Here is a 17,331-nt window from a genome sequence, read left to right as displayed (position 1 = left end):
TTCCGCAGGTCAAACCCCCATGCCCCAACTTGCCCGGCGCGTCGGTCGCGCCAAGCCCAGCGCGATCATGGTCGTCGCCGAAAAGGCCAAGCGCCTCAAGGCCGAAGGCCGCGACATCATCAGTTTCTCGATCGGCGTCCCGAATTTCCTGCCGGGTCCGCATGTGTACGACGCGGTGCGTGAAGCGCTGAACAAGGATTCGGGTCAGTACGGCAGCAACCGCGGCGCGGACGCCCTGCTGGACGCGTTCATGAAACATATGGAAGCGATCGGGCTGACCGGCTACACCCGCGCGAACATCGCCACCGGCATCGGCGCCAAGCACGTGATCTACAACCTGGCCGAGGTGCTGCTCGACGAAGGCGACACCATCGCGTTTCCGACGCCGTACTGGACGAGCTATCTCGACATCGCCGAAATCGTCGATGCGAAAATCGATCTGCTGCCTTGCCCGCCGGAACAGGACTACAAGCTCACGCCCGCGCAGCTCGATGCCGCGCTGGCGAAGAAGCCGAAAGTCTTTCTGTTCAACAACCCGTCCAATCCCACCGGCATGGTGTACACGAAGGACGAGATCGCCGCGCTGGCCGACGTGGTCGCGAAGCATCCGGACACCTGGATCATCACCGACGACATCTACAACCGCATGGTGTTCGACGGCATCGGTTATCACAACTTCGTCCAGTTCCGTCCGGAACTGCGCGACCGCACGATCTTCCTCGATTCGCTGTCGAAAACCTACGGCATGCCCGGCTGGCGCGTGGGCTTCATGGCCGGCCCGGAAGCGGTGGCGGCCGCGGTGGTGACGATGAACTCGAACCACATCACCAACATCCCCGAACTGACCACGGCCGCGGCGATCGCCGCGCTGACCGGCCCGCAGGACGTGCCGACGCAGAAGAACGCCGAGTTCCAGGCCAAGCGCGATCAGGTGATGGCCACGTTCGCCGCGATCCCGGGCATCGTCTGCCCGAAACCGCAGGGCGCGTTCTACGTGTTCCCGGACGTGAGCGCCTACTTCGGCAAGACCCACGGCCCGACCGGGTTGGCCATCGCCAACGACGTCGATCTGTGCAACGCGCTGCTCGACGCCAAGGGCGTGGCCTGCGTGCCGGGCTCGGCCTTCGGCGAGCCGCGCGCGCTGCGCATCAGCTACACCTGCCCGACGCCGCAGCTGGCGCCCGGCCTGGCGCGGATCCAGGAATTCTTCGCCGAACTGCACTGAGGCCGGACTGCCGGAGACGAAAGTCGAATTGCCCTTCGTCTCCGGTCCGGTCGAACTTCCTCTCTTTCGTCACTCGTCATCCCTCCGGAGTTCCGTCATGAAACAACCCGTCCGAGTCGCCGTCACCGGCGCAGCCGGCCAGATCGGTTACGCCCTGCTGTTCCGCATCGCCTCGGGCGAAATGCTGGGCAAGGACCAGCCGGTGATCCTGCAGATGCTGGAACTGCCGCTGGACAAGGCCCAGGCCGCGCTGAAGGGCGTGATGATGGAGCTGGAAGACTGCGCGTTCCCGCTGCTCGCCGGCATGGTCGGCACCGATGATCCGAAGGTCGCGTTCAAGGACGCCGACTACGCCCTGCTGGTCGGCGCGATGCCGCGCGGCCCGGGTATGGAGCGCAAGGACCTGCTGCTGAAGAACGCCGAGATCTTCACCGTGCAGGGCAAGGCGCTGAACGACGTCGCCTCGCGCGACGTGAAGGTGCTGGTGGTCGGCAATCCGGCCAACACCAACGCCTACATCGCCATGAAGTCCGCCCCGGACCTGCCGGCGAAGAATTTCACCGCGATGCTGCGCCTCGATCACAACCGCGCGCTGTCGCAGCTCGCCGGCAAGGCCGGCGTGGCCGTCGCCGACATCGAGAAGCTGGTCGTGTGGGGCAACCACAGCCCGACCATGTATCCGGACTACCGCTTCGCCACCGTCAACGGCGAATCGCTGAAGGACAAGATCAACGACGCCGACTGGAACGCCAACGACTTCATCCCGAAGGTCGGCAAGCGCGGCGCCGCCATCATCGAAGCCCGCGGCCTGTCGTCCGCCGCGTCGGCCGCCAACGCCGCCATCGACCACATGCGCGACTGGGCGCTGGGCACCGACGGCAAGTGGGTGACCATGGGCGTGCCGTCCGACGGCAGCTACGGCATTCCGGAAGGCGTGATGTACGGCGTGCCGGTGACCTGCGCCAACGGCGAATACACCCGCATCGAAGGCCTGCCGGTCGACGACTTCAGCCGCGCGGCGATGGACAAGACCCTGGCCGAACTGGAAGAAGAGCGCGCCGGCGTGGCGCATCTGCTGTAATTCCGGTCGCGGGGTTTCCCTCGCTTTTGGCAAGATCGCCCGAATGCCAGTCGGCTCATGCCGGCTGGCATTTTTCGTTGGAGACTTCCCGCTCCGGTAGAGCGGCCTTCAGGCCGCTGCTTCTTCTTCGTGAATTCCGACAAAGACAGCGGCCTGAAGGCCGCTCTACCGAGCATGGTGCGGCTTCACGAAACACCGCCTGCGACCAAGGTCTGAAGGCCGGTCCCGGCGCGGAAGACTAAGCTCCCTCCATTGCGTGATACGCGGGAGGGCGCATGCGCTACGAAGACGAATACCGCCGCTCGATCGAAGACCCCGAAGGGTTCTGGGCGGAGCAGGCGAAGGCCATCCACTGGCATGTGCCGCCGGCGAAGATCCTCGACTACGACAACCCGCCGTTCCGGTCGTGGTTCGTCGGCGGGCTGACCAATCTCTGTTACAACGCCGTCGATCGGCATCTGGACGCGCGCGGCGATCAGCTCGCGCTGGTCGCGATCTCCACCGAAACGAATCTCGTCCGCGAGATCACCTATCGCGAACTGCATCGCGAAGTGAACGCCTTCGCCGCGGTGCTGCAGCGGCTGGACGTGAGCTGCGGCGATCGCGTCGTGATCTACATGCCGAACATGGCCGAAGCGGTGTTCGCGATGCTGGCCTGCGCGCGCATCGGCGCGATCCATTCGGTCGTGTTCGGCGGATTCGCCGCGCACAACCTCGCGCTGCGCATCGATGATGCCACGCCCAAGCTGCTGATCGCCGCCGATGCCGGCATGCGCGGCGGCAAGGTGATTCCGTACAAGCCGCTGGTCGACGCCGCCTGCGCCGAAGCCGCTTCGCCGCCGGCGAAGGTGCTGATCGTCTCGCGCGGTCTCGATGCCGCCGAGCCGAAGGTCGCCGGCCGCGACGAGGACTACGCGACCCTGCGCGCCGCCGTCGGCGATGCGCAGGTGCCGGTCGAATGGCTGGAATCGAACGCGCCCAGCTATCTGCTCTACACCTCCGGCACCACCGGCAAGCCCAAGGGCGTGCAGCGCGATGTCGGCGGCCATGCGGTGGCGATGGCGCTGTCGATGCGCACGGTGTTCGATGTCGGCCCCGGGCAGGTGATGTTCTCCACGTCCGACGTGGGCTGGGCGGTCGGCCATTCCTACAACGTCTACGGCCCGCTGATCGTCGGCGCGACCTCGCTGCTGTACGAAGGCCTGCCGGTGAATCCCGACCCCGGCATCTGGTGGTCGCTGTGCGAAAAGTACGGCGTGCGCACGATGTTCTCGTCGCCGACCGCCGCGCGCGTGCTGAAGAAGCACGACGTCGATTACATCCGACGCCACGATCTGTCGTCGCTGCAGTATCTCTTTCTCGCCGGCGAACCGCTGGACGAACCCACCGCGCACTGGATCACCGATGCGCTGGGGAAGCCGGTCATCGACAACTACTGGCAGACCGAAACCGGCTGGCCGGTGCTGGCGCTGCTGCCGGGCCTGGACATGAAGCCGGTGAAGTTCGGCTCGCCCGGTTTTCCGAATCTCGGCTACCGCACCAAGATCATCCACGAATCCACCGGCGAGGAAGTCGGCGCCGGCGAGAAGGGCGTGCTGGTGATCGAACCGCCGTTGCCACCGGGCTGCATGACCACGCTGTGGAACGACGACGCGCGCTTCCTGCGCAGCTATTTCGGTCACTTCAAGGGGCTGCTCTACAGCTCGCTGGACTGGGCGATCCGCGACGAGGAGGGCTATACCTTCATCCTCGGCCGCACCGACGACGTGATCAACGTCGCCGGCCATCGCCTGGGTACGCGCGAGATCGAGGAATCGGTGTCGAGCTGCCCGGTCGTCGCCGAAGCCGCGGTCGTCGGCGTCGCCGACGAACTGAAAGGACAGGTGCCGGTGGTGTTCGCGACCCTGCGCCAGGCGACGGGCGAAGCGCAGGTGCGCATCGACGCCGCCGACAGCATGCGCAAGCAGGTCGAACACAGCCTCGGCGCCGTCGCCCGCCCCGCGCGGATCTACATCGTCAACGCACTGCCGAAAACCCGCTCCGGCAAACTCCTGCGCCGCTCGCTGCTCGCCCTAGCGCAGGGCGGTGACCCGGGCGATCTCTCGACGCTGGATGATCCGAATGCGTTGGAGGATGTGAAGCGGGCGCTGCAGCGGGGGCCGGAATTCGGGGGCTGAGCCGCGCGACCGTATCCAGCCCACGCGATTTGGCCGAATCGCGAATCGTAGGGCGGGCTCAAGCCCGCCTTCGGGACGTATCCGTTGTTGTCGGCGATGATCGGGATGTGATCGTCGGCTGTTTGTGACGATGCAAGTCAACATCGCGGCGGGCTTGAGCCTGAGGTATCCCCACTTTTTCGCTCAGTAGATCATCGGGTTACGATCATTCTGATACGACTGTCATCCCGAGCCGCAGGCGAGGGACCTGTTTGTGATCGATTCGAATCCAACTCGCTACGCAGGCTAACGGAACGATCTGCCGCATGGCCTTGGTTTCGCTCGCTGCCGCGAGCGAGTCACTTTTCTTTGCTTGTGCAAAGAAAAGATAACCAAAAGAAAGCACACCCCGTCGGTCGCGCCCGGCGCGTTGCGCCGGGTCCACGGGTTTCGCGGGGTTTTTCGACAGGACGTCCGTGTCCTGTCGAAAAACGCGCGGCGTCCTGCCGCGCGCCCGTTGGGCCTGATCCACGAAACCCGTCGCGACCAGGGGCCCCGGAAGATCAAGACCAGAACCGGCTCACGAATGCCGTCGGAACTGAGAAATTACTGCGTCTCATGGAAAATTCGTGGGGATACCTCAGGCTTGAGTCGAGTAGGCTGGGTCATCGACCCAGCTCCGATTCTCTCTCTGTCGCTGGATCGATGACCCAGCCTACGGCCCTGACGTTCCTGCATGCCGGTCGATATACTCAGGGCGGACGGCGCGGGAGAAGACATGAATAGGCGAACGGGCGTGGTGTCGGCGATCGCGGCCAGCGGTGTGTGCGCTGGTCTGCTGTGGGCCTCGCAGGGGATGGTTGACCTCGTCCGCCGCCCCCCCATCCCCCGGGCCAGCGTTCCCACAGCCGCGATGCCTATCGCACGCCTGCGGTCAGCAGCGACGTCCGACGTCCATTCGCCTGCAGGTGCGACGTCTGGCCCAGCGTCGCAGAGTGTCGTCGGCGTCACCTCTCCGTCGATCTCAGCGGTCTCCCTGGTGCAGTCGTCCTACTCGATGTCGGCGCCGGAATTCCTCTCCGATCCCGCAGCCGCGGGAGCGCTTTCCGTCGCCGTGGGGGATGTCTCCGGCGATGGGCGGGACGACATCGCGTTCCTGTCCCTGCGCTCTACCCCCAATCCGGCGGATAGCCGCATGGAGATCTACGTCGCCTACCAGCGCAGCGATGGTCGCCTCGATGCGGCGGTCAGGATCGCGGAGTCGAACGACACTTTCGCCTACCAGATCGCGACCGCCGACCTTGACCGCAACGGCAGGGCCGACATCGTGACCACCACCCGAGATGGCGTGTTGTTGCTGCGCTCGAACGGCGATGGCACATTCGCGTCGAGCACGGCCGTGGCCGGCGATCCCGCGGATTTCAGCGTGACCGATGTCGATCGCGACGGTCGCCTAGACATTCTCGTCGATTCCAGTGACGCGTCGGCCACCGTCGTGCATGGCGATGGCCTTGGCGGTATCGCAGGAACATCGACGCTGCCGTTGCCCGCGTCCGCGGTGCGCACGACTGGCGATGTCACCGGCGATGGTCTCGACGATCTCATTCTCGCCACGATCTTCAATCGGCCACTGCAGGAATTCCGGATCTACCCGGCGCTCGCATCGGGCGGATACGCCGCGCCGATCGTATTGTCGCGGCCGCAGGATGCCAATCACACGTCGTCGCTCACCGTCGGTGATTTCAACGCAGACGGTCGCGGCGACCTCGTGCTGGACGAAGCGAAGGACAGCGCAAGCCTTCACCTCTATCTCCAGGATGCGCAGGGCAATCTAGCGCCGAGCGTCGCCATCCCGAGGGAACGCGGCGCCGGGACCCTCATCGCGGCGGATCTCGATCGTGATGGTCGGACCGATGTGGCGATGGGGCACAGCGGATGGGGCTATATCGGGTACTACCTGCAGACGGGCACCGGTTTCACCCCCGAGACCCTCGTCAACGCCTATCAATTCCAGGGTCGTCTTTACTACTTTGCGGCGGGTGACCTCAATCGCGACGGGTGCGGCGATCTGGTGATCGCCCGAACGAGCCAGTCCCCCGTGCTGCTTTACGGCAGAGGCTGTCCCCGTCCACGCATCGCCAATTGCCGCTTTCCGGCAGGTGTGGTGCAGAGTTCGAGGCTCGAAGCGGCGGGCTTCGCATCTCAGGTCGTCGATCGGTACGACGACAATCCGGGTGTCAACGTCGAACAGGCGTTGCCACGACGCGCCGGCGCGCTTTTTCGCAACGGACGCCCTTGATGTTGGCTGAGTCTCGCCCCTGCGCTCGCGAATTCCTGAAAATGGATTGGCTGCCGCAGTATTTTAGCCCGTAGGGCGCATGTGCCGAAGGCGTCATGCGCCGTTGCACGTTACCGACGTTGGAGACTCAAACGGCGCATGACGCTTCGCTTATGCGCCCTGCGTATGCGACTTGCGGCCTTACGAAGCTCTTGCGGGTTTTTACTCGGACTCCAACGCGTCCAATGCATGATCAACGAAAACGGGGGCGACAGCCTCGATGATTCCGGGTGATTTGCCAGGCTGCATCGTTTTCAGCAAATCGACGGCCTGTGCGAGATTCGCGTTGATGTTGAGAAGCACGATGGGCATGCCGAAGAGGATCGACGCAGAGAAAATGCCGATCACCGCGCCGAGGCCGTATGCGACTCCCTCCAGCACGTCCGGGAAGCCCAATTCCGTCATGATCTCCGGACCGATTGCCGCGCCGGAAATGACTGTGAGCAGCGCTCCCGTGTAGATGGAGAGCTTTAGGCAAAACGTCAAAAATCTGAACATCCATCCCCCGGTAATTGGTTGTGTCCGTACAACGCTTGAGTTCACTATCGCCACTTTGCGTAGGCTGGGTCATCGACCCAGCTACGATTTTTTCCTGTCGCTGGGTCGATGACCCAGCCTACGGTCCTTGCTACTTGCTGTAGCTACGTCGATGCCCAGCTTGCTGTCTTCACGATTAAATTGTGGTTTGCAAGTTATTCACGCCGGCAAAGGTAAGTCTGCCAGTTCGAGTAGGTCCTTGCGATCTTGATTCGCCAGCCAAATGAGGAAGCCACGATCGACAACATTCAGCTTCAAGTTGGTTTGGTCGTAATCAAGAACAATTGGCTTAATATCCTTCTTAACTTGAAGCGATGCAGTGGATTGAAGTGCCTGCGTGAGGTTTCCTATATTCAGGGCGGCGCCTTCAGGGTGGTGCTGCCTCAGGATGTCACGCATTGAACGGTAAGTCAGACCAGTCTCAAGTGTTTTCGTATCAGACGTAAGCACGGGATATAGAAGCCACTTATACATTTGAAGAGCCGTTTCCTGAAATCCGCTTGCAAATAGCGTGATGAAAGAGTTGTATCTTCCAGTCTGCTGATTCACTACTTGTCGGATAATCGAAGGCACATCAAGATCTGAGCCTACTTCTGAAAGCTGATTGTCTTGCGTGAAATGGATGGCTTTGGCTACGCATGCCTGATGGCAAGCTTCCTGGACGATGTAAACACTATCCAGACTGCCAGCGATGACTGCATCCTTGAATGCTTGCGAAAATTCTATGTTAAGCAGGGCTTCTCCTGAAGATATGACTTCGTATAGTTCTTCCTTCGTCCATTTGTCTGCGTTGACACCAACTATTCTCCCCGTTAGATCTCCGTTATAAACGGTCAGTCTTCCCTCTTCGAGCCAAACCCCAACAATGATGAAGCAAATTGCAGACTGTTCGTGGAACGCCTTGAGCGCAACGGAGAAGTCTTTCTGGGTTTCAATTGATAGGTAGTGAAAGTCTTCGAGGACGATGTATTTTTTGAAACCGGAAAGTGCACCAATGATGTCGTTTACGTCTTCCGGGTCGAGTTCTAGGGGCGCAGTTGTTTTTGAGTCTGCTATCTCTTTTTCTTTCTCGCCGCCAAGGTTAATGCCTACGACTTGAAGGGTCGCGGTGAAGCCGGCGGATATCTTGTTCCGTCCAGTGGTCGTCTTGGTGTTTGCTTGTGTGACTTCGTAGCCGACTTTCTTCAGAATTGCGGCGTGGAGATCAGCGATACTCCATTTGTTTGAGCAGTGAATTACGATGTAATCGTTATCCTGAAGGCGGCTCTTGCGAAGCGAAGTCTTGCCCTGCTTTGAGCTTCCGTAGATGATGACATGTTTGTCGCGCGTGAGATTGGCGACGAAGTATTCGTCCACCTCCTTGCGAGAGACATAGTTGAGGGGTAGCTCTCGGCCGATTCCATAGACATCGGCCGCGCGGTGAGTCGCCTCGGGCATACATGACTCCTGAAATTTTTGGCTCTTTTGTGAGAATAGGATTGCTTTGCAAGGCCTAAACGCGATTGACACAGATTTGGAGCATAACATCGAGATTGCAGCAGTCTCAAAACCGATTAACCGAGAGGATCGAACTGCAAAAATGGTGTCGACAGGACTTTCGGTGGCAGTCGCCGTCATGAGTTGCTGTGAATGCGGAATTTGGGTCTTGATGTTTCCTGTCAGGAGGGGCGTGACGTAATTATCAAGCAGTGCCCCACAGTCAAATCCGAAAAGCATTGACCGAAAATGAGAGAAAATTTTCGAGGCTCGTTGCTGGTAAGGCGATCCAGCCTTCTTGCGGCTAATCCGTGGCTATGAAATAGATTTTTCGCAATTTTAATCTGCGGAAGGTGATCGCAATTCCTCTGTAATTGCACCTGTCAGAAGCGACAGGTTCCGCTGCCGCAGCCAATCAAGGCTCCACCCCCCGATACCTCGCCCTCGGCCGAATCAATTTCCCCTCCGCCTGCTGTTCCAGCGCATGCGCGAGCCACCCCGCGAGCCGCCCCGCAGCGAACATCACCAGCGCCGGCGTCGCCGGCAATGCATTGGCGTGGCAGATCGCGGCGAGCATGAAGTCGATGTTCGGGTGCTGTCCGCTGACGTCTTCGGTCGCGGTGATGATGGCGTCGAGTGCGCGCATCGCGGGTGCGTCGGCGTGCTGTGCGCGCAGGCGTGTCAGCAGTTCGGCGGCGCGTGGGTCGCCGTGCGGGTAGAGGGCGTGGCCGAAGCCGGGGAGGTCGTCGCCACGCTGCAGTCGGGTTTCGATGAAATCGCGCGGCGATGCGGCCTCGCGGGCGTCGGCGATCAATGCGTAGGCGCGCGCGGTGGCGCCGCCGTGGCGCGGGCCGGAGAGCGCGGCGAGGCCCGCGCACACGGTCGCATGCAGATGTGCGCCGGTGGAGGCGACCACGCGCGCGGCGAAGGCGGAGACGTTGAGCTCGTGGTCCGCGCACAGCACCAGCGCGGCGCGGACGAGATCGGCGAAACCGGCGTCGCCGGGTTTCCAGACGTCGCCCAGCAGCGCATGCGTCGGCCCGGCCGGCGGCGGGCGGCCGACCAGCAGTGCGGCGTTCTGGCGGAGCAGGGTGGCGGCGATCTCGTGACGCGCGCGCGCCGTGGAATTCAGCGCGCCGCGCGTGCCCAGCGCGAGCAGCGGGATCGCGGCCATCGCGCGTTCCAGCGGCGGCAGTGATGTGTCTGCCGCGATGGCGGCGACATGCGCCGGCCAGTCGCCGCCCTGCAGCGCGGCGAACGGATCGTGCTCGCCGCAGTCCCAGAGCAGGCGCGCCGCGTCCTCCAGCGTCGCGCCGTCGCGCACCGCGGCGATCGCGGAGCGGCCGCGGTAATACGGGCCGTCGGGCCGGATCAGCGAGATCCGCGTTTCCAGCACCGGCAGGCCGCGGTCGAGGCTGTGCGCGGCGGCCGCGGCGGCGCTGCGGCCGACCTGCTTGCGCTGCGCCAGCCGCTCCACGTCGAGCCGCGGATACAGCCGGGTGCGGTGGTCGGGGCCGGGGCGGGATTCGAGCAGGCCGCGGCTGACGTAGGCATACAGGGTCGCCTGGCTGATGCCGAGCAGGCGGCAGGTTTCGCGGGCGGTCAGCAGGTCGGCCATGGCGACAGATTGATTGGTTCGATCAAGATTGATCAACCCTCGGGATGGTGCCAGATTTGCGGCCCCGGGCGGGGCGTACGATCTCGAACGCCGCCGCTGTCCGGACCCGTGGACGACCAGGAGTTCCGACCATGACCCAGCTTTCCGCCGGCGCACGCTCTTCCGGAGCGATGTTCCGCGCCGCGCTCGCCGAAGAGTCGCCGTTGCAGGTGATCGGCGCGATCAACGCCAACCACGCCTTGCTGGCGAAACGCGCCGGCTACCGCGCGATCTATCTCTCGGGCGGCGGCGTCGCTGCCGGCTCGCTCGGCATGCCCGACCTCGGCATCAACACGCTCGAGGACGTGCTGATCGACACCCGCCGCATCACCGATGTCTGCGACCTGCCGCTGCTGGTCGATATCGATACCGGCTTCGGCCCCAGCGCCTTCAACATCGAGCGCACGATCAAGTCGCTGATCAAGGCCGGCGCCGCCGCCTGCCACATCGAGGACCAGGTCGGCGCCAAGCGTTGCGGCCATCGTCCCGGCAAGGAGATCGTGTCGCAGGGCGAGATGGTCGATCGCGTGAAGGCCGCGGCGGATGCGAAGACCGATCCGGACTTCTTCCTGATCGCGCGCACCGATGCGATCCAGGTCGACGGCGTGGACGCGGCGATCGAACGCGCCATCGCCTGCGTCGAGGCCGGCGCCGACGGCATCTTCGCCGAGGCCGCCTACGACCTGCCGACCTACCGACGCTTCGTCGATGCGGTGAAGGTGCCGGTGCTGGCCAACATCACCGAATTCGGCAAGACCCCGCTGTTCAGCCGCGACGAACTGGCTTCGGCCGGTGTCGCCATCCAGTTGTTCCCGCTGTCCGCGTTCCGCGCCATGAACAAGGCCGCGGAGAATGTCTATCAGGCGATCCGCCGCGACGGCCACCAGCAGGCCGTCGTCGACACGATGCAGACCCGCGAGGAACTCTACGACCGCATCGGCTATCACGCCTTCGAACAGAAGCTCGACGCGCTGTTCGCCGCGAAGAAATGACGCAGAAGACACAAGACGAAAGGACAGGACCATGAGCGATTCCCAGCAAGTGCTTCCGAAAGCCAAGAAATCCGTCGCGCTGAGCGGCACCGCCGCCGGCAACACCGCGCTGTGCACGGTCGGCCGCAGCGGCAACGATCTGCATTACCGCGGCTACGACATCCACGATCTCGCGACGAAATCGACCTTCGAGGAAGTCGCGCACCTGCTGGTGCACGGCGCACTGCCGACCGCATCGCAGCTCAAGGCGTATCGCACCAAGCTCAAGCGCCTGCGCGGCCTGCCCGCGATCGTCCAGGAGGCGCTGGAACTGGTGCCGGCCAACGCGCATCCGATGGACGTGATGCGCACCGGCTGCTCGGTGCTGGGCACGGTGCTGCCGGAGCGCGAAGGCCATCCCGCCAGCGAGGCCCGCGACATCGCCGATCGGCTGATCGCCAGCTTCGGCTCGATGCTGCTGTACTGGTGGCATTTCACCCGCAACGGCCGTCGCATCGATCTCGAAACCGACGATGATTCGGTCGCCGCGCACTTCCTGCATCTGCTGCACGGCGAGCCGCCGAGCCAACTGCATGCCGACGCGCTCGACAAGTCGCTGATCCTCTACGCCGAGCACGAGTTCAACGCCAGCACGTTCACCGCGCGCGTCATCGCCGGCACCGGCAGCGACCTGCATTCGTGCATCACCGGCGCCATTGGCGCCTTGCGCGGGCCGAAGCACGGCGGTGCGAACGAAGTCGCGATGGACATCATCAGCCGCTACGACAGCGCCGATGCAGCCGAAGCCGATATCCGCGCGCGCATGGAGCGCAAGGAGATCGTCATCGGCTTCGGTCATCCGGTCTACACCATCGGCGATCCGCGCAACCCGATCATCAAGGCGATCTCGAAGACGCTGTGCGAAAGCGGCGGCAACCGGATGCTGTTCGACGTCTCCGAACGCATCGAGACGCTGATGATGGATACCAAGAAGATGTTCCCGAACCTCGACTGGTACAGCGCGTCGGCCTATCACATGATGGGCATCCCGACCCCGATGTTCACGCCGCTGTTCGTGATCGCCCGCACCACCGGCTGGAGCGCGCACGTGATCGAACAGCGCGAGGACGGCAAGATCATCCGTCCCAGCGCGAACTACACCGGTCCCGAAGACCGCGCTTACGTGTCGATCGAACAGCGCTGATCGATCGGTGCCTCGCCGGGGCGTCCGCGACGCCCCGGCATGCCGTAGGCTAGGATCGTGTTCCGCCTCCGCACATCGATCCGATGGATACATCCTGGCTGATTCCCGCCGAGCAATGGGGCGAGCATGTGCTCGTCGCCTTCACCGCGGCCTTCGTGACCGCGCTGGTGGTGGTGATCCATTACGAAGGCCTGCACTGGCTCGCGCATCGCTATTCGGGGCGCGCGCCGAAGCGCGATCGCGGCGTCATGCTGCGCATCATCTTCGCGCTGCTCGGCCTGCACATCATCGAAATCTGGTGCTACGGCCTGGTGTTCTGGGGATTGCTGAAGGTGCCCGGCGCCGGCTTCGTCCACGGCGAGCACGGCCTCGACAATCTGTTCGATGCGATTTATCTCTCCGCGACCACCTACACCACGCTGGGATTCGGCGACCTCGCGCCGGTCGGTGCGATCCGCCTGGTGTCGGGCATGGAATCGTTGACCGGCTTCCTGCTGGTGACGTGGTCGGCGTCCTTCACTTACCTGGAAATGTCGCGCTATTGGCGCCACGAGTCCTGAGGCTCCCGCATCGCGCAACAAACGGAAGCCGCCCGCAGGCGGCTTCCGGAGGCATCGGGCTGCGGTCGCTCAGGCCAGACCTTCGTCCTGCAGCACCTTCTGCACCGCGGGGTCGGCTTCCATCCGCGAGGCGAACGCAGCGAGGTTGTCCAGGCCGCCGAGATCGACGCCGTTCGCGCGCGCCCAGCGATACGTCACGTACAGGTACGGGTCGGCCACCGAACGGCTGCCGGCCAACCATTCCTTGTCGGCGAGGTGCGCATCGGCACGTTCGTAAAGGGTGCGGATCTTCGCACGCGCGGCGTCCTTGCTCTTGTCGATGAGCGCCGGATCTTCGAGGTAGGCGGTACTGCCGAACAGCGGATGGAATGCCGGATGCACGTCCGAATTGGAGAACGCGACCCATTTGTTCACTTCGGCGCGACTCCTGGCGCTGCCGTCGCCGCCGAGGCCGGCGCCGGGGTGCAGGTCCGCCAGATAGTTGAGGATCGCCGAGTTCTGGGTCAGCACCCAGCCGTCGTGCTCGAGCGCCGGCACCGCGCCGGCGGGATTGATGGCGAGGAATTCGGGTTTCCTGCGCTCTTCGCGGCTGACTTTCACCGCTTCGTAGGGCTGGCCGATCCATTCCAGCACGATGTGGTCGGAAAGCGAGCAGGCGCCGGGGGAGTAGTAGAGCTTCATGATCGATTCCATCGAAAGGGATCCCGATCATGGTGTCCGCGTCCACGCACCTCAACCGCGGCCGCCGGAACGCAGCGTCGTGCGCCGGACGACGGAAAAAAAGAAAGCCGCATCGCTGCGGCCTGCAAGATTCGATACCGGATCGAAACCGTCGCGCCGCTCAGCGGCGGACGGGTTTGTCTTTCTGTGGTTTCAACGACTGCACCTTCAGGAAGGTGTGATCGCCGATGGTCGCGACCTGATAGGCATTGCGCCAGCTTGGCTGGGCGATGGACAGGGCGGCGAAGTGGCTGGCACCGGGAACGATCTCCTGGCGTTCGCCGGGCGGCAGGGCCCAGTTGCGTTCCGCGTCGAGGGCGATGGTGACCGCCTGCGACCATGCTTCCGCATTGCCGAGCTGGGTCCGCGGCGACACGATGGTCGGCGCGAACTGTTTGCGGGCGGTGACGACTTCGCACATCGAGTCGCCCCACAGCCCGCTGTCCTCGCGACGGAGAGCGACCTCGGCGACGGCCTGCTGGCCGCGGACGGGTTGATCGCGCGCTTCGAGATAAAGGGTGGTGCTGAGACACAGTGAATCGGCGGCCTGAGGGGGCAACACCGAGGCGATCCAGAGGATCCATGCGAGCTTCATGAGGACTCCTTGCTCCGTTGCTTCGGGCCGGCCATCGACGCTGCGGGCAGTGAATCCTGCAAAGCAAAGCGATGGTCGGGGACGACATGGCGTACTGGGGAGGGCTGCGTGCTCTATGGCCGCTTGTAGCCCAAACGTGGACCGGGCAGCGAATCACCCTCTCTTGGGGTGGGTTGTCGCCTGCCGCGATCTCGCGCTGGTCCCGCATCCGGTGGCGGGAAAGCGGGCGTAGGGTAGCCAGCGAACCATAACGGTGGCTGAATGAAAAATCGGAAATCTCTGATTAGACTGGAGTTTTTGTTCGAAAGGGTCCGTAAGCCCCTGTCTGAACAGGCGTATCACCGGCCGCTGAGTCGTGCCAGCGTTGCTGCGGCGCGCCATGGCCCACCGCCGACAGGTTCACGGAATGCGCGGTTTGCGGGGCCGGAAAGGGCCGCCGGGCGTTGTCGCGTGTCCCGGCCGGAACGATCAGAACCCGGCCGCCAGCCGGCTGCCCTGGGCGATGGCGCGCTTGGCGTCGAGCTCGCTGGCCACGTCCGCACCGCCGATCAGATGTGCGGCGATGCCGGCGCTCTGCAGTGCATCGAACAGATCGCGGCGCGGCTCCTGGCCGGCGCAGATCACGATGTGATCGACCGCCAGGGTCTGCTCCTGGCCATCGACGCGGATGCGGAAGCCGCTGTCGTCCACGCCGACATATTCGACGCCGCCCAGCATCTTCACCTGCTTGGCCTTCAGTGCGGCCCGGTGGATCCAGCCGGTGGTCTTGCCCAGTCGCGCGCCGGGCTTGCCCGGGCTGCGCTGCAGCAGCCACACCTCGCGGCTCGGCGGCTCCGGCTGCGGTTTGCGCAGGCCGCCGGGCCCGGAGAAGCTCGGGTCCACGCCCCATTCGGCCATCCAGCGCACGGGATCCTGCGTGGGAGAAACGTGAGGCGCGCCGGCATGGAAGGGATCCTCGGCGAAGCGGGCGTCGTCGAGGATCGGCTGATGCACGAGATATTCGGCGACATCGAAACCGATGCCGCCGGCGCCCACGATCGCGACCCGCGCGCCGATCTTCACGCGGCCGTTGAGAACATCGAGATAACCGACAACGCGGGCATGGTCCGAACCGGGAAAACGAACGGTCCTCGGCGCGATGCCGGTCGCCAGCACGATCTCGTCGAAGCCTTTCAGCGCATCGGCATCCGCCGTGGTCGACAGCCTCAGCTCGACCCCGGTGTCCGCGATGCGATGGCGGAAATAGCGGAGGGTTTCGTGGAATTCCTCCTTGCCGGGAATGGTCTTGGCGAGATTGAACTGCCCGCCGATGTCCGCGGCGGCATCGAACAGCACCACGCGATGCCCGCGTTCCGCGGCGACGGTGGCGCAGGCCAGCCCCGCCGGGCCGGCGCCGACCACGGCGATGCGCTTCGGCGCGTTCGTCTTCGCATAATTGAGTTCGGTCTCCGCGCAGGCGCGCGGGTTCACCAGACAACTGGCCTTCTTCTGCTCGAACACATGATCCAGGCAGGCCTGGTTGCAGGCGATGCAGGTGTTGATGCGGTCGGCGCGGCCGGTGCGGGCCTTGTTGGCCCACTCCGGATCTGCCAGCAGCGGGCGCGCCATGGAAATCAGATCGGCGCCGCCGCCCGCAAGAATGCCTTCGGCCACGTCAGGCATGTTGATGCGATTGGTCGCGACCAGCGGGAGCCGCACTTCCGGGCGCAGCTTCGCGGTCACGCCCGCGAACGCAGCGCGCGGCACGGAGGTCGCGATCGTCGGCACCCGCGCCTCATGCCAGCCGATGCCGGTGTTGAGGATCGTCGCGCCCGCGGCTTCGATGGCTTTCGCCTGCGCCACGATCTCGTCCCAGGTCGAGCCTTCCGGCACGAGTTCGAGCATCGAGAGCCGGTAGATGATGATGAAATCCGGCCCACAGGCTTCGCGCACGCGGCGCACGATCTCGGTCGCGAAGCGCATGCGTTTCTGCAGGTCGCCGCCCCACGCGTCGTCGCGGCGATTGGTTCGCGCGCTGAGGAACTGATTGATCAGATAGCCTTCCGAACCCATGACTTCGACGCCGTCGTAGCCGCCGTCGCGCGCCAGTTTCGCGGCGTTCGCGTACGCGGAAATCGTGCGTTCGATACCGAAGCCGGTCAGCGCGCGCGGCGTGAACGGGTTGATGGGCGCCTTGATCCGCGAGGGCGCCACCGACAAGGGGTGGTATGCGTAACGGCCTGCATGCAGCAATTGCAGGCAGATTTTCGCGCCGTGCGCGTGCACCGCGGACGTGACCTGGCGGTGTTTGCCCGCTTCCCATGGCCAGCTGAGTTTGCTGGAAAAGGGCTTCAGCCAGCCCATCATGTTCGGCGAGAAGCCGCCGGTGACGATCAAACCTGCGCCGCCTGCCGCACGCTCGGCGAAATAGGCGGCCAGTTTCGGGAAATCGCTTGCGCGATCCTCAAGCCCGGTGTGCATCGAGCCCATCAGCACGCGATTGCGGATCGTCGTGAATCCGAGATCCAGGGGCGAGAAGAGATGGGGGTAGGGCGAAGCGGCGGCGGATTGCGCGTTCATCGATCGATGCCCGGGTGGCATTCGTGGACGTATGGAGCGCGCACCATGCCGGGAAAGCACCTCGGTCTCAAGGGGCCGGCTTACAATAAGCGTGCAGGCGGCGGCCAGCGCCTCCAACCATGGCGCAGCGGATGGCGCTGATTGCGGAGTGGATCACCCGTCGGCGACCGACCGGCGACCACCGCTTGTCGCACGATCGGTCATGTTTTCCGCATGACTGAATCCGTTCAGCTTTAAAGGTGAATCATAGCC

The 17,331-nt window shown here is 64.0% G+C and carries 13 protein-coding genes; 7 read left to right on the top strand and 6 right to left on the bottom strand.

Annotated elements, in window-relative coordinates; all coding sequences use genetic code 11:
- The first annotated feature begins 19 nt into the window (after nucleotides 1-19).
- The 4 genes from ABD974_RS08995 to ABD974_RS08980 all read left to right on the top strand — a co-directional run bounded on the left by ABD974_RS08995 (nucleotide 20) and on the right by ABD974_RS08980 (nucleotide 6,761).
- Nucleotides 20-1,225, top strand: coding sequence for a pyridoxal phosphate-dependent aminotransferase (locus tag ABD974_RS08995; RefSeq protein WP_345302974.1), 1,206 nt, complete (start codon nucleotides 20-22; stop codon nucleotides 1,223-1,225).
- Between the two features lie 97 nt (nucleotides 1,226-1,322).
- Nucleotides 1,323-2,306: a malate dehydrogenase gene (locus tag ABD974_RS08990; protein ID WP_345302973.1), complete on the top strand. Its 984-nt coding sequence runs from the start codon at nucleotides 1,323-1,325 to the stop codon at nucleotides 2,304-2,306.
- 275 nt (nucleotides 2,307-2,581) lie between these two features.
- Complete coding sequence (gene prpE, locus ABD974_RS08985) at nucleotides 2,582-4,483, top strand: propionate--CoA ligase (protein ID WP_345302972.1); 1,902 nt, start codon at nucleotides 2,582-2,584, stop codon at nucleotides 4,481-4,483.
- Nucleotides 4,484-5,501: 1,018 nt separating this feature from the next.
- Nucleotides 5,502-6,761: an FG-GAP repeat domain-containing protein gene (locus tag ABD974_RS08980; RefSeq protein ID WP_345302971.1), complete on the top strand. Its 1,260-nt coding sequence runs from the start codon at nucleotides 5,502-5,504 to the stop codon at nucleotides 6,759-6,761.
- A 201-nt stretch (nucleotides 6,762-6,962) separates the two neighbouring features.
- Here ABD974_RS08980 and ABD974_RS08975 read toward each other — a convergent pair whose 3' ends face one another.
- From ABD974_RS08975 to ABD974_RS08965, 3 genes are all read right to left on the bottom strand, one after another.
- Nucleotides 6,963-7,298: a hypothetical protein gene (locus ABD974_RS08975; RefSeq protein WP_345302970.1), complete on the bottom strand. Its 336-nt coding sequence runs from the start codon at nucleotides 7,296-7,298 to the stop codon at nucleotides 6,963-6,965.
- Between the two features lie 198 nt (nucleotides 7,299-7,496).
- Entirely contained in the window at nucleotides 7,497-8,774 is a 1,278-nt protein-coding gene (locus ABD974_RS08970) for a hypothetical protein (protein ID WP_345302969.1), read from the bottom strand.
- Nucleotides 8,775-9,228: 454 nt separating this feature from the next.
- Nucleotides 9,229-10,431, bottom strand: coding sequence for a citrate synthase family protein (locus tag ABD974_RS08965; protein WP_345302968.1), 1,203 nt, complete (start codon nucleotides 10,429-10,431; stop codon nucleotides 9,229-9,231).
- 131 nt (nucleotides 10,432-10,562) lie between these two features.
- Between ABD974_RS08965 and prpB the strand changes: the two genes are divergently transcribed.
- The 3 genes from prpB (at nucleotide 10,563) to ABD974_RS08950 (ending at nucleotide 13,205) form a co-directional block, all read left to right on the top strand.
- Nucleotides 10,563-11,462, top strand: a complete 900-nt coding sequence (gene prpB, locus ABD974_RS08960) for a methylisocitrate lyase (RefSeq protein WP_345302967.1) — start codon at nucleotides 10,563-10,565, stop codon at nucleotides 11,460-11,462.
- A gap of 31 nt (nucleotides 11,463-11,493) precedes the next feature.
- Nucleotides 11,494-12,645 carry a bifunctional 2-methylcitrate synthase/citrate synthase gene (gene prpC, locus ABD974_RS08955; protein WP_345302966.1) on the top strand — a complete coding sequence of 384 codons (1,152 nt, stop codon included), beginning with the start codon at nucleotides 11,494-11,496 and terminating at the stop codon, nucleotides 12,643-12,645.
- Nucleotides 12,646-12,728: 83 nt separating this feature from the next.
- Nucleotides 12,729-13,205, top strand: a complete 477-nt coding sequence (locus tag ABD974_RS08950) for a potassium channel family protein (protein WP_345302965.1) — start codon at nucleotides 12,729-12,731, stop codon at nucleotides 13,203-13,205.
- Nucleotides 13,206-13,274: 69 nt separating this feature from the next.
- Here the strand turns inward: ABD974_RS08950 and ABD974_RS08945 are convergent, their stop codons facing one another.
- The 3 genes from ABD974_RS08945 to ABD974_RS08935 all read right to left on the bottom strand — a co-directional run bounded on the left by ABD974_RS08945 (nucleotide 13,275) and on the right by ABD974_RS08935 (nucleotide 17,079).
- On the bottom strand, nucleotides 13,275-13,886 hold the full coding sequence (locus ABD974_RS08945) for a glutathione S-transferase family protein (protein WP_345303020.1): 612 nt from the start codon (nucleotides 13,884-13,886) through the stop codon (nucleotides 13,275-13,277).
- A gap of 160 nt (nucleotides 13,887-14,046) precedes the next feature.
- Complete coding sequence (locus ABD974_RS08940; protein ID WP_345302964.1) at nucleotides 14,047-14,520, bottom strand: cell wall hydrolase; 474 nt, start codon at nucleotides 14,518-14,520, stop codon at nucleotides 14,047-14,049.
- A 468-nt stretch (nucleotides 14,521-14,988) separates the two neighbouring features.
- Nucleotides 14,989-17,079 (bottom strand): oxidoreductase, encoded by a 2,091-nt coding sequence (locus ABD974_RS08935; protein ID WP_345302963.1) that lies wholly within the window; start codon nucleotides 17,077-17,079, stop codon nucleotides 14,989-14,991.
- Nucleotides 17,080-17,331 lie beyond the last annotated feature (252 nt).

The sequence above is a fragment of the Lysobacter hankyongensis genome, from assembly GCF_039543145.1.
GTDB classification, from domain to species: Bacteria; Pseudomonadota; Gammaproteobacteria; order Xanthomonadales; family Xanthomonadaceae; genus Lysobacter_I; species Lysobacter_I hankyongensis.
Note: the sequence above shows the minus strand (reverse complement) of the source record. Positions and strands in the feature narration are given on the sequence as shown.